The organism is Actinoallomurus rhizosphaericola, from assembly GCF_024055675.1.
In the GTDB taxonomy this organism is placed as follows: Bacteria; Actinomycetota; Actinomycetes; order Streptosporangiales; family Streptosporangiaceae; genus Actinoallomurus; species Actinoallomurus soli.
Genome location: NZ_JAMXMW010000003.1, coordinates 426,671 through 450,681, shown reverse-complemented (window position 1 = coordinate 450,681; position 24,011 = coordinate 426,671). Strand labels below are relative to the sequence as shown.

Sequence of the window (24,011 nt, the reverse complement as noted above, 5' to 3'; positions counted from 1 at the left end):
GTTGTTGTCGGATCTGGCGGACATGGTCAATCTGCTGCAGGCGACGGGTGGGTCGTTGCGGTTGGCCGGTCACGTGTTCGCGTTGGCCGAAGAGGCCGCGACGGTGGGGGCGGCGATCCCGAAGGGGGCCGACGCGGGAGCGACGTCGGTCGACGACCCGTACGTTCTGAAGGATCAGGCGGATTCGTGGGCCGTCTCGGATCCGGCGCCGCCTTGGTACGACCAGATCTTCGGCTTGCTCGAGGTATTGGTCGGGGGTGTCCAGTGGCCGGATGGGCACCTGGAGGGCCTGGCGCGGATACGGGACGCGTTGCGGGAGACCGGGCGGGCGTGCGTGAGATGTGCCGATGAGGTGGACGGTCACGCGCGGAGGGTGACGGACAACAACGCGGGGGAGGCGGTGGAGCGGTTCGCCTCCTTCGCCGCGGCGTTGCGGGGTGGTGGGGAGGAGAGCGGACTGCTGTGGCTGGCCGGCAGCTGCGATCGGCTGGCCGATTCGGTCGATCACCTGATCGCGTCGAAGAAGGCGGCGCGGTGGCAGTTCTCGTTGTCGTTCGCGTTCATGGCCGCGGTCCTGTTCATCTCCGTGTGGAATCCGGGGGGAATTCCGGAGGCGCTGGCGGCGATCCAGCGGGAAGGGCTGACGCTCCAGGCGTTCTTGCTGGCGATCGCCAAGGCGGTGATGTACAGCGGCGTGCTGGATCTGATCGGGCAGGGCACTCGGGGCGAGTTCAGCTGGCGGGAGTTCCTCACGGCGGTCGGTGAGGGCGCGCTGGCGGGCGGGCTGATGCACGGGGTGGCCGGGACGCTGGGCGCCAGGGCCGCTCACGCGGCCGGTGCGGCCGAGGCCGGGAGGCAGGTGGCCCGGATCGATCGCCTGGCCGCGGCGTTGAGCGACAAGTGGCTGGGCGCGGGCGGGATCCGGGGCTGGTCGTCTCAGCTGGCCTTCAACGGGCTCACCGGCACCGCGGGGAACGTCGCCGCCCAGTACGCGGTCGAGGGCAGAGCCGACTGGAAACACGCGGCCGAGTTCGGGTTCGGCATGGCCGGGCTCGGCTCGTTCGGACAGGCCGGCAGGCATCTGCTCGGACAGGCCGGGATCCACCTGCCCGGCGCGCCGCACCCCACCGGCGACGGCGACCGGTCCGGGAACGAGGGCGGGCGGGTCGACGTCCCGCCGGTGTCCGAGGACGGCATCGTCAATACCCGTGACGACTACACCGAGGTCTCAGCCCGCGGGGTGGGTTTCCACCTGCGAGGCGAAGTCGTCGGCCGGTCCGACCCGACCGTCACCACCGGCGGCGGCGGACATGACGGCGGGGAGACCGTACCCGTCACCTCCGCCGGCACCGGACACGGCGGATCGGCACCCTCCTCGTCCGGGACCGGCCACAGCGGATCCACCGGCTCCCTGGCCGGAGCCGGCCCCGACTCCGCCACCGCGCATCTTCGGCTTCCCGCCCGGAACGACACCCCCGCTCCTCACCCTCCGATCAGCACGAACGGATCAAGCGGAACACCGGAAGGGCCGGGTCCGCTGACGCCCTACTCCGGATCCCACGCCATCCCGCCCGGTGCCGCGGGCATCACGTTGGCGAACCTACGGCCGACGCCCCCCGCCCCCGGCACACCGGCCGGCGGACCTGGCAGCGTCCCCACGACGGCGACCGGGCCAGGCGCCATTTCCCCGACGTTCGAGACGGCCCCGAACGACGATCACCCCGGCGTGGCCCGGAACGAGGCTCAGGCCCTCTGGCAGCCCACCGAGCCGGCCGGTGCGGGACCGGACGGGCGGTCCAGGGCCGTGCCCGCAGCACCGGACCCGGCGGCCGATCGCCTGGCCTCCGCGGGCCGACCGGCCGACGTGGAAGGTCCGCTTCGCGCCTCCGGTCGCTCCGGCGCTCCCGAGGGCGGTCGGCCGGGGATCGTACGGGCGGAGGCCGCCCCCGAGATGACGACGGCGACGACGGTGGAGACGGCCCGGCCGGACGCCGCCGCGTCGTCCCCGGACCGCGGCTCCGGTACCGCATCCCGCCCCGGCGGAGCACCCGAAGCGGGCCGGAAAGACCCGGCGCGGACCTCCGAGATCATCCTCGATGAGAAGCTTTCGGACCGGCCGCACGGCCCGGCAGGTCAACCGGAGACCCGGGATCCGGGACCCTCCGCACCGGACCGTACGTCCGATGCCCCCGGCGCGGCCCCGGACTCCGGTCCCGCGACCGGATCGGCACGGACCCGTGAGGTCCTCGAGCGGGAGATCGCGCGCCTGGAGCTGGAACGGCTCTGGCTGGCGATGGAGCGGGACGGGGACGCGCTCGCCGGCGCCGCCGTGCTGCACCATCACGATCCCGACCCACAGATCGCCGCCCTGGACGAGGCGATCGTGCGGAGCCGCGCGGAACTGGACGCTCTCGGGGCGCCCGGCATCGCCGGGCCCGGGCGCGAGGTGGTGTTCACCGCCGGAGGTTCGGAGGTCCTGCGCGTCGGGCCCGGGCACGAGGTGCTGCTGGGCCGGTCATCCGAATCGCCGCTGTACCCGCACTCCCGAAGCGCGACCTCCGTCTCCCGCCGGCACGCGGTGCTCGAGGTGGACGACGAGGGGAGGATGTGGGTCCGCGACATCGGCTCCAGCAACGGCACCTACATCAACGGCCGGCGGATCGAGCCGCACACGCGGGTGCCGTTGCATCCCGGCGACCGCCTGCGGCTCAGCAACAGCTACGAGCTGAAGGTCCCGGAGCACGCGCCGGCCCCGGCGGAAGCGCAGTCCCGGCAGGCCGGCCCGGCCGAGCGGGACGGCGCCGCCCGGGAACACCGCCACGACGACGGCTCGGCCGGCCACGAGGACGGACACGGCCCGGCGGCACCGGTGCCCGCGGCGCACGCCTCGGCGGCGCCGGACCGCGGCACCGAGGCCGCGGGACGGCGGATCGCCGAACAGTACGGTCTGACCTCGGTCTCCGGCCAGGACGCGGCCCACTTCTTCCACGCTCTCACCCAGATCGTCGGCCCCGGCGGAGAACACCCGCTGGGCGCCGGTCCGCTGACCGACCTCGCCCACGAGGTCATCGGACCGGACGCCTCGATCGTCGACCTGCTGAACCTCCACCACGACGCCGTCCTGATGGGGCACGAACCGTGGCGGGCCCAGGACCGCGACGAGCTCGTCGAGATCCTGAGTTCGGCCTACGACCCGCCGGTCGACGACGCGTTCGAGCGCATCGGACGCAGGCTCGCCCGTACCGCTGGAATGCACGGGCTGACCTCCGCCGAGGCGAGGAGTCTGGGCATGATCCAGAACCACCTCACTCAGGGCTCCCCGGCGACGCCGGCCAGCTATCGCCGCTTGGTCGAGGTCGCTCACGCGGCCGGGCTCGGCGACGCGCGTGCGCACGAGGCGGGGTTCGGTGAGCGGAGCGACCGGGAGGCGGTGCTGCGCCTGGCGCGGCTGGTCGACGGCGATTCCAGTGCCGTCAGGTTCGGGCCGGAGCATCTCATCGAACGGGTGCGCGGCGAGGAGGCCCGTCCCGTCCCCGAGCCGGTCCGCGTGCCTGCCGCGGCCGGGGGCGGGACCTCGGCACGGGTCCTCGCGGACCACTACGGGCTCTGGTACGCCGACGGCCGCATGACACGCGCGGTCCACGACCTGACCGTGCTCAGCGATCCGGGGTACGACCCTGTGCGAGGTCCCGCGCGTGACTCTCACCCGCTGCGCGACCTCGCGCGCGACGTCATCGGGCCCGATGCCACGGTCCCCGACCTGCTGACCCTCCACAAGGGCGCCCTCGAGATGGGATTCGAGCCGTCGTACGCGCGCAGTCGCGCCGAACTCGCCGACCTGCTCACGCTGGCCCGCCACGACCTGCCGGGCTTCCGGCTGGATCGGCAACGCGAGGCGTTCCGGTCCACCCAGGACACGTTCGGGATCCCGGAGCGGGACGATCACACGGTCCGGGTGGTGAGCGCCCTCCAACGGGTCGAGGTACCGGATCGCGGAGCGGCCGAGCGGGACCTCGAGTTCGCGGCGCACGACGGTGAGCTGGGGGTGGGAACCCAGGAGAGGATGGCCTACGGCGGGCCGCGGACGGGAGACGCCGTCCTCTACGCTCTGGCCCGCGGTGTGTCCCGTGATCTGGCCGTGCGGGACATGATCGAGCTGTACAAGTACGCCGAGGAGAAGTCGTTCCCCGGTCTGAGCGGCGACTACGAGGACGTGCTCGCGGCTTTGCGGCGCGCCCACCGCGAGCTGGGCCCCGACCTGCTGATCGCCCGCCGGATCGCCGGCAGCCTGGGCCTCGGCAAGGACGAGCCGACCGTGCGCGCGGTGGCCGAGCTGAATCACGCGACCGACCCCGATGGGGAGCGGAGCCTGCCGCGTGGCGTCGGCCACCTCGACTGGCTGGCGAACCAGGTCCGTCCCGGCCTCTCGGTGACCGACCTGATCGCTGTGTACCGGCACGCCGGCGCCGAGGTGCGCGGGCGGCATGGCGACCTGTCGGACCTGGTGCGGGCGCTGCGGCGCGCGGACGGCGAGCTGCATCCCGCGTCCCCGGCCACGGAGCCGCCGTCGGCGCTGCGCGCACTGCCGCGGGTGCCGGCGAGCCCACGGTTCCTGCGGGACGACGCCGGTCCGGTCGAACGCCGACCGCTGTCGGCGGGTCCCCCGCCGTCAGGTCCGATCGACTACACCGCCGCCGCGCAGCGGAGAGCCCCCGGTCTCGACCGCTGGATCAGGACGTACCGCGAGGAAGAGGAGGCACCGCACTACTGGGGCGACAGCGGTGACTACTGGGGTGAGCTGATGAGGCCCTTGGAGGTCGGCTGGCGGCTCGACCGGAACGCACTGTTCCGCGGAGACCGCCGCGGACCGGAAGTGATCTTCGAAGAGGGCTTCGCGATGCCGAAGCGGGGCTACGCCTCCCACCCGGAGCTCATCTGCACCTCTCGCCTGGTGGACACCGCGATGGAGTTCGCCAGGCAGTTCAGGCGCGAAGGCGACGACCGGTGGGTGTACGTGATCGATGCCCCCGGTGGTTACGACATCGGCGGCGGGCAGGACGAGGTGACGTTCATCGGCGGCATCGACCGGCGGTACATCGTCGGGGCGCTGCGCATTCCGGCCGACGTGCCGATGCGAGCCGGTGTGACCTACGACGGCCGGGTCTTCTTCCCCGACCGGCCGCAGGACCAGGCCGAGTGGATCCCCAACCCCCACTACCGACCAGAGGAGGAATCCCGCCCGAGCACGCGCCGCCGCGACGCGTGATTCCTTCGAGGGAATCGCAAAGGCGCAGGCCGGTGGCGCAGACTGCCCTGCGTGAGCAACGAACTCGATGTGAAGGAACTGGCCGGCCGCTATGTCGCCCAGTGGAACGAGCCCGATCCGGCGACGCGCAGCGCGATGATCCGCGAACTGTGGGCGCAGGACGGATTCCAGGTCCTCGCCGACCCGCCCCAGGAGATCCGCCAGGCCGCGACCGCCCTCGCGTTCCCGGCGCCGCCGTTGGAGGTTCGCGGCCACGCCGCCATGGACGCCCGGGTGTCCCGCGCGTACGAGATGTTCGTCGCGCCGGGCGAGCACGTCTTCGAGGCCGCGGCCGAGCCCTGCGTCCTGCTGTCCAACGTGATCGGCGTCCGGTGGTCGATGACGTCGACGCGCAGCGGTGAGGCCGTCGGCGGCGGCCTGGACGTCCTGGCCCTGGACGACGACGGCAGGATCCGCGCCGACTACCAGTTCATCGGAGTGGGCTGATGCGCTTCACCAGGATCGTCCGTACCGAGGACGGCGGTTCGGCCTTCGAGGAGGACGAGATCGCCCTCGCCGAGCGGCACGTCGCCGAGGGGATGCCGCCCATGGCCGTCGGCGGCCTGCCGTCCGCGGGCGGCGTGTTGTTCCTGCGCAGCGCCGAGTTCGACAGCGCACCGCACCCGGCGCCGCGCGAGCAGTGGGTGGTGATGCTGCGCGGGACGATCGAGGTGGAGGTCAGCGGCGGTGACCGGCGCCGTTTCGGCCCCGGTGACATGGTCCTCGCCACCGACACCGAGGGTCGGGGCCACGTCACCACCGGCGTCGGCCCCCCGCCGTTCGAAGCGCTCTTCCTCCCGGTCTGACGTGCGTACGGCGGGTGCACCACCTGGCGCACCCGCCACCCGCCGCACCGCCGACGGCGACGGACGGATTCGGTCGCGGAACACCGGCGGGACCGCGGCTGACCACCTGTCGGGCGTCGCGCGCCTCCGCGCCCCCTGGGCAGGACCACGCCTAAGCGAGCCGGTCGCGCTCCTGCCGGCGCAGCCGCGCGCTGTCCTCGACGTACCTGAGCAGCAGCCGGGCGAACTGGAGCCGCTCTTCCACAGGCCAGTCCCCGGTGATCTGCTCGAACGCCTTGCGCTGAGCCTTCGCGAAACCGTCCCGCGCGGCTGCACCCTCCGGGGTGATCTCGAGGACGGTCCGCCGGCCGTCCTCCTGCGAGGCCGTACGGAGCAGGTATCCGGCCGCTATGCAGTCGGAGACCATGCGGCTCGCCACCGACTGGTCCACGCCGAGTTCCTCGGCCACGCCGCCGACGGTCATCTCGCCGTCCCCGGCGCTGACGATGTTGAGGATGAGATTGCGGGACCCGTCCCTGCGCGAAGTGGGGACGCGCCGCCGCAATCGGGAGAAGGCCGGTCCGATGCCGTCGAGTATGGCGTCGTCCTCCGGGTCCGCACCGCTCGTCACGCGGACATCTTACGGCGAGCACATGCTTGCGGTCGTGCAAGTGCATGCAATAGGTCATACTTATGCCGAACGGCATGTACTTGCGAAGGAGCGAGGAACAGTGAGCACTACAGCCATCACCGGCGCGCGTGTCTTCGATGGGGAACGGGTGCTCCCAGAGAGCACCGTCCTGGTCGACGGAGGACGGATCGTCTCCGTCGGCGGCGACGTGCCCGCAGGCGCGGACATCGTCGACGCGACGGGCGGGACACTGCTGCCCGGCCTGTTCGACGCCCATGTCCACACCTCCGAGCAGGCGCTGGCGTACGCGCTGAGGTTCGGGGTCACGACCGAGCTGGAGATGCAGGGACGGTGGACGAAGCACAACCGGGCCCACATCGGCGAGGACGACTCCCTGGCGGACGTCCGCTCCGCGGGGTTCGGCATCACCCCGCCCGGCGGACACCCCAGTGAGCTGTTCCCCGAGGGATTCCGCCCGGGAGGGGACGATCGCTCCGCCTTCGCCGACGTCGTGATGCCGTTCTCGACCACCCCGGAGGAGGCGGTGAGCTTCATTCCGAAGCTGGTGGCCGCGGGATCGGACTACATCAAGTTCATGGTCGATGACGGTACGGTCGAGGGCCATCCGGGCCTGCCGATGCTCGACCAGGCCACGTTGAACGCCGGTGTCGCCGAAGCCCACCGGCACGGGATGCTGACCGTCGCGCACACGCTCACCGTCGACGCGACGCGCATGGCGATCGAGGCCGGCATCGACGGCCTCGTCCACCTGTTCATGGACCGACCGCACGATGCGGAGATCATCGAGCTGATCGGGGAATCGGGGGCGTTCGTCGTGCCCTGCGTCGTCCTCGACGCGTCGATGATGGGCATCACCGGTGCCGCCCTGGCGGACGACCCGCGCGTCAGCACGCGCCTTGACGAGGCGTGGTTGACGACGCTGCGCAGCAGCTTCGACCGGTACCCGCAGGGGCGCATCGAGGACGTGCTGGACTCGGTCCGGGCGCTGCACGCCGCCGGCGTCGACCTCATCGTCGGAACCGACGCCTCGTTCCCGTTGCCCTTCCTGGGCGGGCTCGCCCACGGTGCCAGCGTCCACCAGGAGCTGCGCTACCTGGTCCAAGCGGGCCTGACTCCCGTCGAGGCCCTGCGCGCCGCGACCAGCACACCCGCACGCCGCTTCGGCCTCGGCGACCGGGGCCGCATCGCGGCCGGTCGCCGCGCCGACCTGCTCCTCGTCGAAGGTGACCCCACGGCCGACATCTCCGACACGCTCAACATCCGCGCCGTATGGCGCCGCGGCGTACGGCTCGCCGACGGCTGACCGGGTTCGCGCGGATGGCTCGGCTCAGCACCGGCCGCGAGTCGGGCACGCGTCAGAGGCCTCGGCCCTGGATCGTCGCGGCGGCGCGGTGCAACTCGGCGAGGACCGTCCGGACGGCCTTTCGGGCTGCGTGCTCGGGCCGGTGGAGCACGTCGATGTGGCGTCGGGCGTGTACTCCGCGCAGCGGCCTGAGGACGACGCCGGAGTGGGCGCGGGCGGTCCAGCGGGGCATCAGCGCGAGGCCGCCGCCGGCGGCCACGGCCTCGGCGGCCACCGCGAAGTCGTTGATGCGATGGATGATGTCCAGCCGGCGGTCGGCGACGCCGGCGATGGCCTCGATGGTGGCCATCAGCGGGAACCCGTCGTGGACCGTGATCCAGGGTTGGTCCGCCACGTCCCGTGGCGAAAGCAGCGGTTTCGAGGCCAGCGGGTGGCCGACCGGCAGGGCGACGTCGAGGGGTTCGCGCAGCAGCGTGGCGCTGGTCACCGTGCGCGGCCATTGCGGGCCATGGTCGAGGCGGTGAGCGAGCACGAGATCGTAGTCACGGGTGAGCGCGGGGAAGCGGTCCTGGGCGACGTCCTCGTCAGCGAGCGTCAAGCGGGGCCGGCACGGGCCGGTGAGGCCGCGCAGCAGGAGCGGGAAGAACGCGGAGGCCGCACTGTGGAACGCGGACACCGATACGTTCCCGTCGGGTTGCTCCGCGAAGTCGGTGATGGCCTGTCGTGCCCGGGCCAGGGCGGTCTCCACCTCGATGGCTGCCGCGGCCAAGGCACGCCCGGCGTCGGTCAGCACCACTCGGCGTCCGGCGCGCTCGGTGAGTGGGACGGGAATCGAGCGCTGCAGCAGGCGCAGCTGCTGTGAGATCGCGGACGGCGTCACGTGCAGTGCCTCGGCCACGGCACTGACACTGCCCAGGTCTCCCAGCTCGCGCAGGATCCGTAGCTGCCGTTCGTCCACCCTCGATAGTGTAGAGATACTACAGCTTCACGTAAGAAGCTGGTGGTGGCCTTCATCGTCGCGGATGGTGCAGCGTGGGGGCATGCCTGAAGCACGGCGTACCGATGCGGTACTTCTCCTGGTCGCACTCGTCTGGGGTTCCAGTTACCTCTCGGCCAAGACGGCCACCGTCGCGCTCCCCGTCATGGCGGTGCTGTTCGCCCGGTATGCGATCTCCGCGGTCGCGTGCGGCGCCTTGGCCGTCTTCCGCCGCCGGACGCACCGCTGGACCCGTGCGGAGGTCCGCGTCGGATCGCTGCTGGGATTCACGCAGGCGGCCGTGCTCGTGCTGGAGACCTACGGGGTGGCACATACCAGCGCCGCGAACGCCGGGCTGATCATCAGTCTGACCATTGTGCTGACGCCGCTGCTGGACCGTACCGGTGGCGGCCGAAGGCTGCCCGGGCGATTCTTCCTCGCCGCCGGTCTCTGCGTCCTGGCCGTCGGGCTGCTCACCTCCAGCGCCGGGCTGCACGCGCCCCGGCTCGGAGACGTCCTGGTACTGGCCGCTGCGATCGTACGGGCAGGACACGTCGCGCTCGTCGGACGGCTCACCGCGGGCCTCCCGATGGACCCAGTGCACCTGACCACCGTCCAGACCGTCGTCGGCTCGGCACTGTTCCTGGTGCCCGCCCTCACCCACCTGCCCGACCTGGTCCACAGCAGTGCCACCACCTGGACCCGGCTTTTCTACCTCGCCCTGTTCTGCAGCGTGTTCGCCTTCCTCGCCCAAACCTGGGCGGTGCAGAACACCTCCGCCAGCCGGGCCAGCCTTCTGCTGGGCACCGAACCGATCTGGGCCGTCGTGATCGGGATCGGCCTCGGCGGCGAACGGCTCACCGCCTGGGCCACCCTCGGCGCCGTGCTCATGGTCGCTGGGACCTACTGGGGCCAGGCCATCGAACGCGCCCACCGCACCACCACGGCAAGATCCGGGAAGGCGAACGAAGCGCGCCCGACCATGACACCTACGAACGCCTGACCGCCCTGCTCGACGTTTCAACGCCGCCCCTCGGGGTCCGCGGCTCGGCGGCGCGGGCGAGCCGCCGCCGCGCGCGGTTCCATCGCGGCCGGCTACTTCGCGTGTCCGGCCTCGGGAGCTACACGTCGGATCGGCCGAGGGTGACGGTGCGATGATCAGGCGTGAAGTCGCCGAATGACTGCTCCCAACTGGCGTCCGGCCAGTGATACGTCACCCGGCCCTCGGCCGGACGGTAGTGGGCCGTGTAGACCGTCCCCAGTCCCGCCTCGTAGGCGGTCCGGTACAGCGGGGGCCGGAGCATCGCCCGGACGTCCTTTTTTCTAACCCAGTCGGCTAGCGCGGATGAGCGGGCATGATTCCAACGGTGAGGGATGCGCTCGCGGGGGTGTGAAGATGTCGGACCGATCAGGAGAGCCGGCCGGAGGTGCGTTCGGCGGTCGGCGTCCGACCAGTCATGAGCGGATGACGGGGCTGCCCTGGGACGCGTCGTACCACGACGGTCCTGCGCCGTGGGACATCGGCAGGCCGCAGCCGGCGATCGTGCGTGTGGCGTCCGAGGGCGGATTCGCCGGGGCGGTGCTCGACGCGGGCTGCGGGACCGGCGAGAACGCTCTGCACGTCGCCTCGCTGGGACTGCCGGTTCTGGGTGTCGACGTGGCCGAGACCGCACTGGCGATCGCCCGTGAGAAGGCCGAGGACCGGGGGATCGAGGCCGAGTTCGTCGCGGCCGACGCGTTCGAACTGGAGCGTCTGGGACGCAGGTTCGACACGGTGCTGGACTGCGGGCTGTTCCACACCTTCGGCCGCGACGAGCGGCCGGAGTACGTCGCGAGCCTGGCGTCGGTGACCGAGCGCGGTGGAACCCTGTATGTGCTGTGCTTCAGCGACGACGGTCCCGATACCGGCCCGCACCCCGTCAGCCGGGAGGACCTGGAAGCGGCTTTCGCCCCTGGCAGCGGATGGAGTGTCGCCGCCATCCGACCGGACCGGATCCAGACGATGATCCACGACGACGGCGCGCCGGCCCACCTCGCGACGATCAACCGTCGGTAGGGCGCGCGGGCCCGTGCCGACATGGTCGACGGCCTGTGCGGCTGGACCCGCGAACCCATAGGCGAGCCCAGGAACCCGAACGCGAGGCGGCGGAACGCATTGCCGTCGATGTTGACGGGCCAGAACGCGTGAACAGGACGAGACCTGGTTCACGCGGCGGCAAGGCGGCCACATCGGCGGCGACCTGGTCGCTGCGGCGGCGAAGCGGTGCCTCGGCGACGGCCTGCTGCTGTTCTGCGCGCCGCCGAAAGCCGACCAACGCCATCGAATCAGGCACTCCAGCGTGCGCCGGGACGCCGGCCGAGTGGCTCGTGCAGCCGCCTGGATCCAGGACGCCCCAAGGCGCCCTGCGAATGACGAACGCCCCGCCCAGGTCGGTTCCTGGACGGGGCGCTCGGGTCTCGCGGGTTACAGGGGGATGTTGCCGTGGGCGCCCCGAGCCGGGGTCGCCTCGGCGATGGCCTGTGCGATCGCCCGCCGGGTCTTCGCCGGCTCGATGATCTCGTCGATCACGCCCAGGTCATGGGCCCGCTCCACGCCACCGGCGATCTTCACGTGCTCGGCGGCGAGCTGCTCCTCCAGCGCGTGCCGCTCCTCCTCCGGGACGGCGGCCAGCTTGCGGCGGTGCAGGATCCGCACGGCGGCGACCGCGCCCATGACCGCGATCTCGGCGGTCGGCCAGGCGAAGACGCGCGTCGCGCCCAGCGCACGGGAGTTCATCGCGATGTACGCGCCGCCGTACGACTTGCGGGTCACGAGCGTGACGCGCGGCACCACCGCCTCCGCGAAGGCGTGCAGCAGCTTCGCGCCGCGCCGTACGACGCCGTCGTGCTCCTGGCCGACGCCCGGCAGGTAGCCGGGGACGTCCACGATGACGACGAGCGGCACTCCGAACGCGTCGCACATCCGCACGAACCGCGACGCCTTCTCCGCCGACGTGGAGTCCAGGCAGCCGCCCAGCCGCATCGGGTTGTTGGCGATGACGCCGACGGTACGGCCGCCGAGGCGGCCGAGCGTCGTGACGATGTTCGGCGCCCACTTCGGGTGCAGCTCGATGGCCTCCGCCGGGTCGTCGAGCAGTTTGTTGATGATCGGGTGCACGTCGTACGCGCGACGGGGGTTGTCGGGCAGCACGCCGCCCAGGTCGATCTCCTCGACCTCTTCGGTCCGCATGCGGCCCTGGTGGCCGAGGAGGGACGCGACCCGCCGGGCCTTGACCAGGGCCTCGGTGTCGTCCTTGGCCACGACGTGCACGACGCCGCTGCGCTTGCTGTGCGGCTCCGGCCCGCCGAGGGCCGCCATGTCGACGACCTCGCCGGTGACCGACCGTACGACGTCCGGACCGGTCACGAAGATGCGGCCGCCCTCGGACAGGATGACGATGTCGGTCAGCGCCGGGCCGTACGCGGCACCGCCGGCGGCGGCGCCGAGCACGACCGAGATCTGCGGGACGACGCCCGACGCCTTGGTCATGGCCGCGAAGACGCGGCCGACCCCGTGCAGGGACTCGACGCCCTCGGCGAGGCGCGCCCCGCCGGAGTGCCACAGGCCGATGATCGGCAGCCGTTCCCGTACGGCGTGGTCGTAGGCGTGGACGATGGCCTCGCAGCCCTCCGAGCCCATCGCGCCGCCCTGGATGCGCGGGTCGCTGGCGAACGCCACGACCGGCATGCCCTCGATCCGGCCGACGCCCGCGAGGGCGCCGCTGGTGTCCTCCTCGGTGAGGAGCCGCAGCGACCCCTCGTCGAAGAGCGCCTCCAGGCGTACCCGCGGGTCGCGCGGGTCCGGCGCGGCGGGTTCGGGGGGTGCCGTGGGCTCGGGAGCCCGGGTGGCGGACCTGCTGTCGACAACGGTCACGACTCATGCCTCCTCAGCGCGACGGTCACGTTGTGGCCGCCGAATCCGAACGAGTTGTTCAGGGCGGCGGCGGGACCGCCGGGCAGCTTCCGGGGTTCGTCTCGAACGATGTCCAGGTCGACCTCGTCGTCGAGGTTCTCGATGTTGATGGTCGGCGGCACCAGTCCCTCGCGCAGGGCGAGGATCGTGGCGATGGACTCGACCGCGCCCGTACCGCCGAGCAGGTGGCCGGTCATCGACTTGGTGCTGGTGATCGCGATCTGGTGGGCGGCGTCGCCGAGCGCCAGCTTGATCGCCTTGATCTCGCCCGTGTCGCCGACCGGGGTCGACGTGCCGTGCGCGTTGATGTGCACGATGTCCGACGGCTCCAGGCCGGCGTCGGCCAGCGCGCGGACCATCGCCTTCGACATGCCCTCGGGGTCGTTCGACACGATGTCGACCGCGTCGGCGGAGTAGCCGACACCGGCGGCGATGGCGTAGATCCGGGCGCCGCGGGCCCGCGCGTGCTCCTCCGACTCCAGGATGACGATCCCGGAGCCCTCGCCGAGCACGAAGCCGTCCCGGTCCTTGTCGTACGGGCGCGAGGCGTGGTCGGGGTCGTCGTTGCGCGTGGACATCGCGCGCATCGACCCGAACGCGGCGAGATTGAGCCGGTGGATCGCGGCCTCGGTGCCGCCGGCGATGACGACGTCGGCCCGCCCCGACCGGATCATGTCGATGCCGTAGCCGATCGCCTCCGCGCTGGACGCGCAGGCACTGGCCAGCGCGTGCGCCCCGGCCTTCGCCCCGAACTCGATGCTGACGACCCCGGCGCCGCCGTTCGGCATCAGCATGGGCACGGCGAACGGCGAGACCCGCTGCCAGCCCTTCTCGTTCAGGATGTCGTAGTTGTCGAGGGTCGTGATGATCCCCCCGATTCCCGAGGAGACGACTGCGCCGACCCGGTCGCCGTCGACCTGGAAGCCCGCCTCGTCGCCGAACGCGAAGCCGGCGTCCAGCCAGGCTTCGCGGGCGGCGATGAGGGCGAACTGCTGGCAACGGTCCAGCCGGCGCAGCCGGTGCCTCGGCAGGACCTCGGAGGGTTCCACCGCGATCGGAGCCGCGATCCGCACCGAGAGGCTCTCCGCCCACTCGGCGGTGAGCCGCTTCACGCCGGACCGGCCCGCCAGCAGAGCGGACCAGGTCGATGCCACGTCGCCGCCGAGAGGCGTAGTAGCGCCGAGTCCGGTCACGACGACGGAGGTACTCATATGGTCACGCTCTCCCTTGCTGCTCGACTTCAGGCAGAGACGCCCTTGTTCTGCACGTAGACGACGACGTCCTTGACCGTCTTGAGGTTCTTCAGCTCGTCGTCGGGGATCTCGACGCCGAACTTGTCCTGCGCGGCGACGGCGATCTCGACCATCGACAGCGAGTCGATGTCCAGGTCGTCGACGAAGGACTTGTCCGGGGTCACCTCGGACGGGTCGACGCCCGCGATCTCCTCGATGATCTCGCCGAGGCCGTCGAGGATCTCCTTCTCGGAAAGAGCAGCCATGGGGTAGTTCTCCATTTCCTGTTGTTGCGATGTGTGCTTCGAAGGGAGTTCAGGGGAACGACGCGCGCGGACGGCCCGGCCCTACGGGATCCGGACCACCTGCGCGGCGTAGGTCATGCCGGCGCCGAAGCCGATGAGCAGGGCCGGCGCGCCGGACGGCACGTCACCGCGTTCGATCATGCGGGACAGCGCCAGGGGGATCGAGGCGGCCGAGGTGTTGCCGGCGTTCACGATGTCGTCGGCGACGATGGCGTTCTCGGCCTTGAGCTTACGCGCGATCGCCTCGACGATGCGCAGGTTCGCCTGGTGCGGGATGAACGCGGCCAGCTCGGACGGGTCGACGCCCGCGCGCTCGCACGCCTCCCGGGCGATCGGGTGCAGCGCCGTCGTCGCCCACCGGAAGACGGCCTGCCCCTCCTGGTAGAGGAAGCTGTTCCGGTCCTTGATGTAGATCCGGCTCGCCATGTCACCGGCGCTGCCCCAGACGACGGGGCCGACGGCCGCGTCCTCGGAGCCGGTCACCACCGCGGCGCCCGCACCGTCGGCGAAGATGATGCAGGTCGAGCGGTCCGTCCAGTCCACCCACTGCGACAGCTTCTCCGCGCCGACCACCAGCACGTTGCGCGCGGAGCCGGCGCGGACCGCGTCGGAGGCGTTGGACAGCGCGTAGCAGAAGCCCGCGCAGGCCGCGTTGACGTCGTACGCCCCGGGCGCGGTGATGCCGAGCCGGTCGGCCACGCTCGCCGACGCGTTGGGGATCTGCGCCTCCTGGGTGCAGGTCGCGACGATGACCAGGTCGATGTCGTCCGGGGACAGGCCGCTGCCGGCCAGGGCCTTGCCGCCGGCCTGGACGGCCATGTCGACGACCGACTCCTCCGGGCCCGCGATGCGGCGCTGCTTGATGCCGACGCGGCTCTGGATCCACTCGTCGTTGGTGTCCACCGTCTTGGCGAGGTCGTCGTTGGTGACGACGTTCGACGGCTGGTAGTGGCCGAACGCGAGGATGCGCGCCCCGGGGGCGCCGGTAGGAAGCTGGAATGACGTCACGCGTTCTCCAAAGTGTCGTCGCCGGCGCGCGTCTCCTCGATGAGTGCGCGCGCCTTGTCGAGGTCGCCGGGCGTCTTCAGCGCGACCAGCTGCACACCGGGCAGCGCGCGCCGGGCGAGGCCGACGAGGGTGCCCGCGGGGGGCAGTTCGATGATCGCCGTGACGCCGAGGTCCGCCATCGTCGCCATGCATGAGTCCCAGCGCACCGGTGCGCTGACCTGCTCGACGAGACGGGCGACGAAGTCGGGGCCGTGGTCCACGACGGCGCCGTCGCGGTTGGAGAGCAGCCGGGTGACGGGGTCGGCCACCGGCATGCCCGGGGTGATCCGCCGCAGCGTGTCGACCGCGGGGGCCATGTGATGGGTGTGGAAGGCTCCGGCCACCGACAGCGGACGCAGCCGCGCGCCGGCGGGCGGCTCCTCCGCGAACGCGGCCAGCTGCTCCTTCGTGCCGGCCGCCACCACCTGACCGGCGCCGTTGGCGTTCGCCGGGGTGAGGCCGTGCTTCTCGATGGCCGCGAGGACCTCCTGGGCGTCGCCGCCGAGCACGGCGGTCATGCCGGTCTCGGTGACGGCGGCCGCCTCGGCCATCGCCCGTCCCCGCTCCCGTACGAGCACCATGGCGGACTCGGGGGAGATGACACCGGCGATCGCGGCGGCGGCGAGCTCGCCCACGCTGTGCCCGGCCGTCACGTCCGGCTTGATGCCCAGCGCCTCGTAGGCCACGAGCGCGGAGGCGACCAGGAGAGGCTGCGCGACGGCGGTGTCGCGGATCTCATCCGCGTCGGCGGTGGTGCCGTAGCGGATCAGGTCGAGGCCGGTGACGGCGGACCACCACGCGAGACGGTCGGCGACGCCGGGCACTTCGAGCCAGGCGTTGAGGAATCCCGGGGTCTGGGCGCCCTGCCCGGGCGCGGCGATGACGAGCACGCACTCAACCATGCACTGTAGGACTCCGCCATGTTCATGCGGTGAGGTACGAATCTCCGGCGGCGAGCCTTGTGAGGGTTCTACAAGGCGCCGCTCGGCCGGTCACAGTGAAGCGGGCCGGTCCGCGAAACGTCCGAGAACCAGAGCGATGCGGAGAGTGAACGCCGCCCGGCCGTCGGCGGGGACGTATCCGGTCAGCTCGGTGACCCGGCGCAGGCGGTACCGGACCGTGTTGGGGTGCACGAACAACAGCCGCGCGGTCGCCTCCAGCGACGAGCCCTGCTCCAGGTAGGTCGTCAGCGTGTCGAGGAGCGGGGCCCCGGCCGCGCGCAGCGGTTCGTAGACCTCCTCCACCAGGAACGCCCGCGCGTCCGGGTCGCCGTCGAGGGCGCGCTCGGCGAGCAGGTCCCCGGCGAACACCGGCCGCGGCGCGTCCGGCCAGCCCGCCACGGCCCGCAGCCCGGCCAGCGCCGCCCGCGCGGACATCGTGGCGGCGTAGAGGTCGTCGACGCGCGGCCCGATCACCACCGCGCCCGGACCGAACTTGGAGGTGAACGGCTTGGCCGCCGCGAGCGGGTCGTCCTCGACGCCGCCGACGATGACGATGAGGCGGCTGCCCTGCACGCCCGCGAGCACGTCGACGCGCGCCCGGCGGGAGGCGATGCGGATGTCGTCGATGATGGCCTCGGGCTCGTCCTCGGGGGTGTTGCCCGCCATGACCGCCACCGACGTCGACGCCCAGCCGAGCGCGGCGGCCCACGAGTGCAGCGACTCGTCGACCTCGCCGCGCAGCAGCGCGTCGACGATGAGCGCCTCCAGCCGGGCGTCCCACGCGCCACGGGTCTCCGCCGCCCGCGCGTACACCTGGGCCGCGCCGAAGGCGACCTCGCGGGTGTAGCGCAGGATGGCCTCGCGCAGCTGCGTCTCGCCGCCGGGCGCCGCGAGCTCGTTCACCTGCGCCTCGACGACGTCGATGACGACCCGGACGATCTCGACCGTCTGCTGGAGGCGCACGGCCCGCATCAGCTCGCGCGGCGCGGTGCCGAACACCTCGCCGGCGATGGCGGGCCGGATCTTCTCCTCGTGCTTGAACCACTCGACGAACCCGGCGATGCCCGCCTGGGCGACCAGGCCGACCCAGGAGCGGTACTCCGCCGACATCGCGCGGAACCACGGGAGGCGCTCCTCCATGCTGGCCGTCGCGGCGGTGCCCAGCGCCCCCATGGCCTGTTCGAGCCGCTCAGTGGTCTGTTCGCGGGTGTCGAGGTCTTTCTGCACGCGAACAGCCTCCCACTCCTCAGCCGCGTCGTCGGCAGCGCCTCCGACCACGTGTCACGTGCGTCCCCTCGAACCTGCGGAACATCGCCAGGCACACGGCCAGCACCGACGCGAACGCCGGCAGCCACGCCATCCGGGCCGCGATCCAGCTCCAGTGGTCGGGGACGTCGTGCAGTCCGGGCAGCCTATCGAAGGGCCTGGTCGCCAAGGTCACCAGCATGAACGAGGTCTGGTGCCAGCAGAAGACCGTCATCGCCGACAGGTTCACGAGCGCCACGGGCGCCCAGGCCAGGGGCCGCCGCATCCAGCGCGCCAGCCGGTCCCGCAGCAGCAGCGCGGCGCCGACCTGCGCGAGACCGAACGCCACCGCCACCGCCGTCGGCGGGCTGAGGTTGGACACCCGCGCGCCCGGCACGCCGACCATGCTCGCCGGATAGCCGGCGAACGCCACGAGCGCCACCCCGGCCGCCGCCCCGCCGGCGAGGAGGGCCAGGGCCGTACGCCGCGCGCCGAGCCGGCCGTTCGCCCAGGAGATGCCGAGCAGGTACGGCACCGCCCACGCGGCGGGAACGTTCAGCCAGCCGAGCCAGGCGGGACCGCCCAGGCCGAACCTGACCAGGTCGACCCCGCACACCACGGCCGCCGCCACCGCCGCCGCGTACGGCCCGCGGCGGACGAGCAGCGGGGTGAGCGCGGTCAGGCCGATGAAGACGCACAGGAACCACAGCGGGCTGTACATGAGACGGACCAGCGGCATCGGGTCCGTCCCGGTCGCCGCGAGCAGGAGGGCGAGCGGCGCCCAGGCCGCCACCAGCACGGCCGGCGGCCGGCACAGCCGCACGACGCGGGAGCGGACCCACGCGCCGGTGCTCTGCGGGCGGCGCAGGCTCCTGGCCGCGGAGTACCCGCCGACGAAGAAGAACAGCGCGAGCGTCTGCAGCGCCCAGGACACCGGGGCCAGCGACGGCAGGAACGCCAGCGGGCTGCGCGCGCTCCACGTCCGCCCGCCGCCCGGAGCCGCCGAGACGACGAGCGCGGTGACCAGCCAGTGCCCGAGGACGACCCCGAGGATGGCGTAGGCCCGCAGCGCGTCCACGGCCCGGTCGCGCTGCTCGGGAGTGGCCGCGTCGAGGCGCCCGGCCAGGGCGCGGAACGACCCGCGCCGTGACCACCCCTCCCGCCGGGGCGCCGGGCCGGACCCGGCGTCGGGTGCGGCGGGAGTACGGAGGGCGGGTTCGGCGTCGGGCAGGGCGGAGGTACGGAGGGCGGGTTCGGTGCCGGGTGCGGCGGGAGCGCCGAGGGCGGGTTCAGCGGACACGGGACACCTCCGCGCCGCGGCCGAGGGCGATCAGGGCCAGGTTGCGCAGGGCGATCCCGCCCGGCCGGAGGTAGTCGCTGTGGCCGCCGTTCCCGGCCGCGAACACGCGCGCGCCGAAGCTCCGGCCGACGGGGTCCGCGCCGAAGCCCAGCCCGAGGACCCGGACCTTCGGCACGTACGCCATCCAGTCGCCGGACCCGCGTCCCGCCCACAGCCGCGCCCGGGTGCGCAGGTCCGCCGCGGAGGAGACGGCCATCCCCGGGCTGCCGAAGACCGCGATGTCGGCCGCCTCGACGTCATGGGCGGCCCGCCCGCAGACCACCGAGCCGTAGCTGTGGCACAGCAGGCTCACCGCGGCGCCATGGGCGTTCAGCGTGTCGACGAGCGGCCGCAGGGCGCGGGCGCCCTGGTCGGCGCGGGTGGTGGTCGCGACGTCCAGGCTGATGGTGCGTGGGGCGCTGTAGCCGAGCCAGGCGATGACGGCCAGCCGGGCGTGCGGGTCGATCCGCCGGGCCTCGGCCAGCACCGCCCGCGCCCCGCCGCCGGGGGAGGCGGTGCCCCGGGAGTCGAAGCTGTGCAGCGTGGTGTCCGAGCCGGGGACCAGGATCGCCACGCGTCGTGCCGTGGCCAGGTCGCCGACGACCTCGACGGCACGGCCGCGCGGGTCGAACGCGACGAACGTCCGGCCCGGCGCGGCCAGCGGCGCCAGCCGCGGGTCGCGCCGGGCGGCGGCCTCGATCGCCTGCCGCTCCGCGGCGTACCGCGCGGCGAGCGCGGGACCGGTCAGCGCGGGCAGCGGCTGTACGGGCGGTGGCGGCACGGAGGCGTGGCCGCCGGCGGCCGCGGTCGTGAGCATGACGCCGCCGGCGACGAGGGTGACGAGTGCTGCCCGGCGCTTGTTCACGGGCCCGTCCTTCCTGATCAGCGAATGATCAGGAAGCTACGGATCGTCCGTTGTCGCCCGCGTCCCCCCGGAGACCGCACTTGCCGCGTACATCCCCGGTAGGGGGTGGATGACCTTTCCGGGCGGCCGGGCCGGTCACGCGCCCGGCGGAGGCGGCCTGCCGGCCGGGCCGGTCTCGCCCGAGCGGAGGGCGGCCTGCCGGGCTTAGGCCGGTCACTCGGCGGGCGGCCTGCCGGCGGGCCGGTCACTCGCCGGGGCGCACCAGTCCGGTCTCGTACGCGTAGACCACGGCCTGGGTGCGGTCGCGCAGTCCCAGCTTCATGAGGATGCGGCCGACGTGCGTCTTGACCGTCTGCTCGGCGACGACGAGGCGTTCGGCGATCTCGGCGTTGGACAGACCGCGCGCGACCAGGCCGAGCACCTCGGTCTCCCGGTCCGTCAGGCCCTCCAGCCGCTTGCGGTCCGGCGCCTTCGGCGCGCCCAGCCGCGCGAACTCCGCGATCAGCCGCCGGGTCACGGTCGGCGCCAGCAGCGCCTCGCCCGCCGCGACCACGCGGACCGCGTCCGACAGTTCCTGAGCCGAGGCGTCCTTGAGGAGGAAGCCGCTGGCCCCGGCACGCAGGGCCTCGTACACGTAGTCGTCCAGGTCGAACGTCGTCAGCACCAGGACGCCGGGATGGTCCGGCCACCCGGTGATCCGGCGGGTGGCCGCGAGGCCGTCGAGGACCGGCATCCGGACGTCCATCAGCACCACGTCGGGCCGCAGGTCGGCGGTCTTGCGCACGGCCTCCTCCCCGTTGACGGCCTCGCCGACCACCTCGATGTCCGGCTGGGCGTTCAGCAGGATCGAGAAGCCGGACCGCACCATTCCCTGGTCGTCGGCGATGAGTACGCGGATGCTCATGGGTCCCTTTCTCCGGGGGTTCCGCTCAGGGGGGCATGCTCAGTCGGTCGATGGCACGGACACCGGACTCAGCGGGAGGGCCACGGTGACGAGAAAGCCACCGTCGGGGGTGGGACCCGCGCTGAGCTCGCCGCCGAGCATCGCGGCCCGTTCGCGCATGCCGACCAGGCCATGACCCCCGCCCGCCCGTACGTCTCCGTCCGGCCGGGTCCCCGGCCCGTTGCGCACCAGCAGCCGCAGCACGTCCGGCTCGTAGGCGATCTCCACGCGCACCGACGCGCCCGGCGCGTGCCGCATCGCGTTGCTCAGCGACTCCTGCAGGATCCGGTAGGCCGACAGCCCGACGCCGCCGGGCAGGATCGGCGGCTCCCCGGTCACGGACGTCTCGACGCTGAGCCCGCCGGCGCGCGCGGAGGCGACGACCTCCTCCAGGCGTTCCAGGCCCGGCTGCGGCGCGGTCTGCGCGGCCGGATCGGTGCGCAGCACGCCGAGGATCCGGCGCAGCTCGGTGAGCCCCTCCAGCGCGCTGGACCGGATGTCGGCGAAGCTCTCGGCCAGCTCCGGCGGCGGATCGGCGACCTTGTACGGCGCGGCCTCCGCCTGAATGGCGATCACCGACATGTGGTGGGCGACGACGTCGTGCAGCTCCCGCGCGATCCGCTGCCGCTCCTGCAGCACGGCCGTCTCCGCCTCGTGCCGGGCCTCCTGCTCGGCCAGTTCCCGCTTGGCCGTACGGCGCAGCCGCACGATGTAGCCGAGCAGGAGCGGCACGGCGCACAGCAGCGCGAACGCCTTGGTCGGCGGATCGAGGACGGCGCAGGCGAGCGTCGAGACGATCATGGCGCGAACGGTCACCCTGCGCTCGCAGCGCACCGCCAGCGAGTACAGGCACAGCAGGTAGACGATGCCGAGCGTCGGCAGGTACGGCGCGCCGTGCGTCACGCGCGGACGGATGACGGTGGCCGCGACGAGCATCATCAGGAAGGACAGCCGCCAGGCGGCCAGCGGGCGGCTGTGGCGTAGGAGGAGCGGGACCACGCCGCCGAAGGCCACCAGCGCCAGGACGAGCGGGGAGGCCGGTCCGCCGGAGTCGGGATAGGGCGACTCCAGCTGCGCGTATCCGGTGAGAGCCAGGACCAGCGCCAGCGGCGGGTCCAGCGCGAGCGGGATGCGCACCGAGCCGATCCTCAGCCGGCGAGGTCCGGGTCCCGGTGGATCGGTGCGGCCTCCGACGAGAAGGGCCAGCACCGGGCGCACGGCCTCATAGAGCGCTCCGCGTCGTTCACCGGCCATGGGCGAAGCGTACGGCCCGGCAGAGGTCCGGCTCGTACCTCTGCGGACCGATTCGCGGATGCTACCTAGGTATGGGTGGTCGCCGTGGAGCGGGTAGGAGTCGGGCATGGAGCCGATCGAGGCGTTGAAGCGCATCGCGTTCCTGCTGGAACGGTCGCATGAGGCGACGTACCGGGTGCGGGCGTTCCGGCGGGCCGCGGAGACGGTGGAGCGGACCTCCGCCGACGAGCTGGCCGCCCGGGCGCAGGCCGGCACCCTCGACGCGCTGCCCGGCGTCGGCAAGGTGACGGCGCTGGTCGTCGAGGAGGCGCTGCGCGGGGAGACGCCCACGTACCTGCGCCGGCTCGAGGCCACCGAGGGGACCCCGATCGACGAGGCGGCCGCCGCCCTGCGCGCGGCGCTCCGCGGCGACCTGCACACCCACTCGGACTGGTCCGACGGCGGCTCGCCGATCGAGGAGATGGCCGAGGCGGCGATCGGGATCGGCCACGACTACATCGCGCTCACCGACCACTCACCGCGCCTGAAGGTCGCGAACGGCCTGTCCCCGGACCGCCTGCGCGAGCAGCTGAAGATCGTGGCCGCGCTGAACGAACGGCTCGCGCCGTTCCGCGTCCTCACCGGCATCGAGGTCGACATCCTCGACGACGGGTCGCTCGACCAGGACCCGGCGCTGCTGGCCGAGCTGGACGTTGTCGTGGCCAGCGTCCATTCCAAGCTGCGGATGCCGGGCCCGGACATGACCCGCCGGATGCTCGCCGCCGTCGCGAATCCCCGGGTCAACGTGCTCGGGCACTGCACCGGGCGGATCGTCCAGGGCGGCGGACGGCGGGGGAACAAGCGGCCGGAGTCGGAGTTCGACGCCGAGCGCGTGTTCGCCGCGTGCGCCGCGAACGACACCGCGGTGGAGATCAACAGCAGGCCGGAGCGCCTCGACCCGCCGAAGCGCCTGCTGCGGCTGGCGGTCGAGGCGGGCTGCCGGTTCTCGATCGACTCCGACGCGCACGCCCCCGGCCAGCTCGACTGGCAGCCGTACGGGTGCGAGCGGGCCGCCCGCTGCGGTGTCGACCCGGCGCGGATCGTGAACACCCTGACCGCGGACGACCTTCTCGCCTGGACCGGCAGGTGACGCCCGCGCCGGAAGCCCCGGGCACCCGGAGACGGGGGCCGACATCGTCCGGCAACATGCCTGAAACGTGACTATGGCAGCCTGTTCGTCCAGGAGGTGAGCGGTATGCCGCTTTTGCGGATACGACTCAGGCTGCCGGACCGCCCTGGTTCGCTCGGCACGGTCGCTCGGACACTGGGCGCCGCGGGTGCCGACATCGTGCAGGTCGTCGTTCTGGAGCGTTCCGGAGGCCGGGCGGTCGACGACATCACCGTCTCGTGGTCCCAGGGCGCGTCCCTCGACGTCCTCTGCGACGCCCTGGTCTCGGTCCGCGGCGTCGAGGTCGACGGCGTCTGGCGGACCCACGAGGCGCCCGGCGTCTTCTCCGACGTCGAAGTGGTCGGCCAGATCGCCGCCAACCCGCCGAACGGGGTCGTCGCCCTCGTCGAGGCCGTCCCCAAGATCTTCGGCGGCGACTGGGCCGCGATGCTGGGCCGCGACGGGATCGTCGTCCACGCGAGCTGGCAGGCCCCCGATCCGCTCACGCTCCCCGTCATCCCCGCGTCCGGCGCCCGTGCGTTCACCGGCGAGGACGGGATCCGCTACGCGTCCGTCCCGGTCGGCCGGTCCCGGCAGACGCTGCTGCTCGCGCGCGTGGCCGCCCCGCCGTTCCACCGGACCGAGCTCGAACGGCTCATCCAGCTGGCCACCGCCGCCGAGGCGGTCCTCGGCGTCGGGACGTCGGTATGACGGACGGCC

At 72.7% G+C, this 24,011-nt stretch carries 21 protein-coding genes; 8 read left to right on the top strand and 13 right to left on the bottom strand.

Going from position 1 to position 24,011, the window contains the following annotated elements; all coding sequences use genetic code 11:
- The first annotated feature begins 22 nt into the window (after positions 1–22).
- From NE234_RS44225 to NE234_RS09740, 3 genes are read left to right on the top strand one after another with little or no spacing between them, the layout of a single operon-like run.
- Positions 23–5,266 carry an FHA domain-containing protein gene (locus NE234_RS44225; protein WP_256528501.1) on the top strand — a complete coding sequence of 1,748 codons (5,244 nt, stop codon included), beginning with the start codon at positions 23–25 and terminating at the stop codon, positions 5,264–5,266.
- Positions 5,267–5,317: 51 nt separating this feature from the next.
- Positions 5,318–5,752, top strand: coding sequence for a hypothetical protein (locus NE234_RS09745; RefSeq protein WP_252778562.1), 435 nt, complete (start codon positions 5,318–5,320; stop codon positions 5,750–5,752).
- A complete protein-coding gene (locus tag NE234_RS09740; protein WP_252778561.1) occupies positions 5,752–6,111 on the top strand; it encodes a cupin domain-containing protein in 360 nt (119 codons plus the stop codon). The genes NE234_RS09745 and NE234_RS09740 overlap by 1 nt, the downstream gene beginning before the upstream one ends.
- A 151-nt stretch (positions 6,112–6,262) precedes the next feature.
- Here NE234_RS09740 and NE234_RS09735 read toward each other — a convergent pair whose 3' ends face one another.
- Positions 6,263–6,721, bottom strand: a complete 459-nt coding sequence (locus NE234_RS09735; protein ID WP_252778560.1) for a MarR family winged helix-turn-helix transcriptional regulator — start codon at positions 6,719–6,721, stop codon at positions 6,263–6,265.
- Positions 6,722–6,821: 100 nt separating this feature from the next.
- On the opposite strand from NE234_RS09735, the gene NE234_RS09730 reads away from it, so the two are divergent.
- Positions 6,822–8,045, top strand: coding sequence for an amidohydrolase family protein (locus tag NE234_RS09730; RefSeq protein ID WP_252778559.1), 1,224 nt, complete (start codon positions 6,822–6,824; stop codon positions 8,043–8,045).
- Positions 8,046–8,097: 52 nt separating this feature from the next.
- Here NE234_RS09730 and NE234_RS09725 read toward each other — a convergent pair whose 3' ends face one another.
- Entirely contained in the window at positions 8,098–9,003 is a 906-nt protein-coding gene (locus NE234_RS09725; RefSeq protein WP_252778558.1) for a LysR family transcriptional regulator, read from the bottom strand.
- An 82-nt stretch (positions 9,004–9,085) separates the two neighbouring features.
- On the opposite strand from NE234_RS09725, the gene NE234_RS09720 reads away from it, so the two are divergent.
- The gene (locus NE234_RS09720; RefSeq protein ID WP_252778557.1) at positions 9,086–10,024 is read left to right on the top strand and encodes a DMT family transporter; all 939 of its coding nucleotides are present in this window, start codon (positions 9,086–9,088) and stop codon (positions 10,022–10,024) included.
- A 118-nt stretch (positions 10,025–10,142) separates the two neighbouring features.
- Here the strand turns inward: NE234_RS09720 and NE234_RS09715 are convergent, their stop codons facing one another.
- Positions 10,143–10,325 (bottom strand): hypothetical protein, encoded by a 183-nt coding sequence (locus NE234_RS09715; RefSeq protein ID WP_252778556.1) that lies wholly within the window; start codon positions 10,323–10,325, stop codon positions 10,143–10,145.
- 161 nt (positions 10,326–10,486) lie between these two features.
- Between NE234_RS09715 and NE234_RS09710 the strand changes: the two genes are divergently transcribed.
- Positions 10,487–11,077 carry a class I SAM-dependent methyltransferase gene (locus NE234_RS09710; RefSeq protein WP_252778555.1) on the top strand — a complete coding sequence of 197 codons (591 nt, stop codon included), beginning with the start codon at positions 10,487–10,489 and terminating at the stop codon, positions 11,075–11,077.
- Positions 11,078–11,485: 408 nt separating this feature from the next.
- On the opposite strand, the gene NE234_RS09705 is transcribed toward NE234_RS09710, so the two are convergent.
- The 10 genes from NE234_RS09705 to NE234_RS09655 all read right to left on the bottom strand — a co-directional run bounded on the left by NE234_RS09705 (position 11,486) and on the right by NE234_RS09655 (position 22,144).
- Positions 11,486–12,934 (bottom strand): acyl-CoA carboxylase subunit beta, encoded by a 1,449-nt coding sequence (locus tag NE234_RS09705; protein WP_252778554.1) that lies wholly within the window; start codon positions 12,932–12,934, stop codon positions 11,486–11,488.
- The gene (gene fabF, locus NE234_RS09700; RefSeq protein WP_252778553.1) at positions 12,931–14,184 is read right to left on the bottom strand and encodes a beta-ketoacyl-ACP synthase II; all 1,254 of its coding nucleotides are present in this window, start codon (positions 14,182–14,184) and stop codon (positions 12,931–12,933) included. Before fabF ends, NE234_RS09705 begins: the two co-directional genes overlap by 4 nt.
- A gap of 29 nt (positions 14,185–14,213) precedes the next feature.
- Entirely contained in the window at positions 14,214–14,471 is a 258-nt protein-coding gene (locus NE234_RS09695) for an acyl carrier protein (RefSeq protein ID WP_252778552.1), read from the bottom strand.
- Between the two features lie 81 nt (positions 14,472–14,552).
- Entirely contained in the window at positions 14,553–15,518 is a 966-nt protein-coding gene (locus NE234_RS09690; protein WP_252778551.1) for a beta-ketoacyl-ACP synthase III, read from the bottom strand.
- Positions 15,515–16,447, bottom strand: a complete 933-nt coding sequence (locus tag NE234_RS09685) for an ACP S-malonyltransferase (RefSeq protein ID WP_252778550.1) — start codon at positions 16,445–16,447, stop codon at positions 15,515–15,517. Before NE234_RS09685 ends, NE234_RS09690 begins: the two co-directional genes overlap by 4 nt.
- 102 nt (positions 16,448–16,549) lie before the next feature.
- Positions 16,550–17,671 (bottom strand): PucR family transcriptional regulator, encoded by a 1,122-nt coding sequence (locus tag NE234_RS09680; RefSeq protein ID WP_252778838.1) that lies wholly within the window; start codon positions 17,669–17,671, stop codon positions 16,550–16,552.
- A 73-nt stretch (positions 17,672–17,744) separates the two neighbouring features.
- Positions 17,745–19,043 carry an acyltransferase family protein gene (locus NE234_RS09675; protein WP_308206868.1) on the bottom strand — a complete coding sequence of 433 codons (1,299 nt, stop codon included), beginning with the start codon at positions 19,041–19,043 and terminating at the stop codon, positions 17,745–17,747.
- Entirely contained in the window at positions 19,033–19,947 is a 915-nt protein-coding gene (locus tag NE234_RS09665) for an alpha/beta hydrolase (RefSeq protein WP_252778549.1), read from the bottom strand. Before NE234_RS09665 ends, NE234_RS09675 begins: the two co-directional genes overlap by 11 nt.
- Positions 19,948–20,191: 244 nt before the next feature.
- Positions 20,192–20,851: a response regulator gene (locus NE234_RS09660; RefSeq protein WP_252778548.1), complete on the bottom strand. Its 660-nt coding sequence runs from the start codon at positions 20,849–20,851 to the stop codon at positions 20,192–20,194.
- A 39-nt stretch (positions 20,852–20,890) separates the two neighbouring features.
- On the bottom strand, positions 20,891–22,144 hold the full coding sequence (locus NE234_RS09655) for a sensor histidine kinase (protein ID WP_252778547.1): 1,254 nt from the start codon (positions 22,142–22,144) through the stop codon (positions 20,891–20,893).
- Between the two features lie 106 nt (positions 22,145–22,250).
- Between NE234_RS09655 and NE234_RS09650 the strand changes: the two genes are divergently transcribed.
- Positions 22,251–23,273 carry a PHP domain-containing protein gene (locus tag NE234_RS09650; protein ID WP_252778546.1) on the top strand — a complete coding sequence of 341 codons (1,023 nt, stop codon included), beginning with the start codon at positions 22,251–22,253 and terminating at the stop codon, positions 23,271–23,273.
- A 105-nt stretch (positions 23,274–23,378) separates the two neighbouring features.
- A complete protein-coding gene (locus tag NE234_RS09645; RefSeq protein ID WP_252778545.1) occupies positions 23,379–24,002 on the top strand; it encodes an ACT domain-containing protein in 624 nt (207 codons plus the stop codon).
- The last annotated feature ends 9 nt before the right edge of the window (positions 24,003–24,011 follow it).

Excerpts from the sequence above, each read along its gene's own strand:
- NE234_RS44225 (WP_256528501.1), top strand. The coding sequence starts at position 23 with ATGGTCAATCTGCTGCAGGCGACGGGTGGGTCGTTGCGGTTGGCCGGT.
- NE234_RS09740 (WP_252778561.1), top strand. The coding sequence starts at position 5,752 with ATGCGCTTCACCAGGATCGTCCGTACCGAGGACGGCGGTTCGGCCTTC.
- NE234_RS09720 (WP_252778557.1), top strand. The coding sequence starts at position 9,086 with ATGCCTGAAGCACGGCGTACCGATGCGGTACTTCTCCTGGTCGCACTC.
- NE234_RS09715 (WP_252778556.1), bottom strand. The coding sequence starts at position 10,325 with ATGCTCCGGCCCCCGCTGTACCGGACCGCCTACGAGGCGGGACTGGGG.
- NE234_RS09710 (WP_252778555.1), top strand. The coding sequence starts at position 10,487 with ATGACGGGGCTGCCCTGGGACGCGTCGTACCACGACGGTCCTGCGCCG.
- fabF (WP_252778553.1), bottom strand. The coding sequence starts at position 14,184 with ATGAGTACCTCCGTCGTCGTGACCGGACTCGGCGCTACTACGCCTCTC.
- NE234_RS09695 (WP_252778552.1), bottom strand. The coding sequence starts at position 14,471 with ATGGCTGCTCTTTCCGAGAAGGAGATCCTCGACGGCCTCGGCGAGATC.
- NE234_RS09680 (WP_252778838.1), bottom strand. The coding sequence starts at position 17,671 with ATGGGGGCGCTGGGCACCGCCGCGACGGCCAGCATGGAGGAGCGCCTC.
- NE234_RS09660 (WP_252778548.1), bottom strand. The coding sequence starts at position 20,851 with ATGAGCATCCGCGTACTCATCGCCGACGACCAGGGAATGGTGCGGTCC.
- NE234_RS09655 (WP_252778547.1), bottom strand. The coding sequence starts at position 22,144 with ATGGCCGGTGAACGACGCGGAGCGCTCTATGAGGCCGTGCGCCCGGTG.
- NE234_RS09650 (WP_252778546.1), top strand. The coding sequence starts at position 22,251 with ATGGAGCCGATCGAGGCGTTGAAGCGCATCGCGTTCCTGCTGGAACGG.
- NE234_RS09645 (WP_252778545.1), top strand. The coding sequence starts at position 23,379 with ATGCCGCTTTTGCGGATACGACTCAGGCTGCCGGACCGCCCTGGTTCG.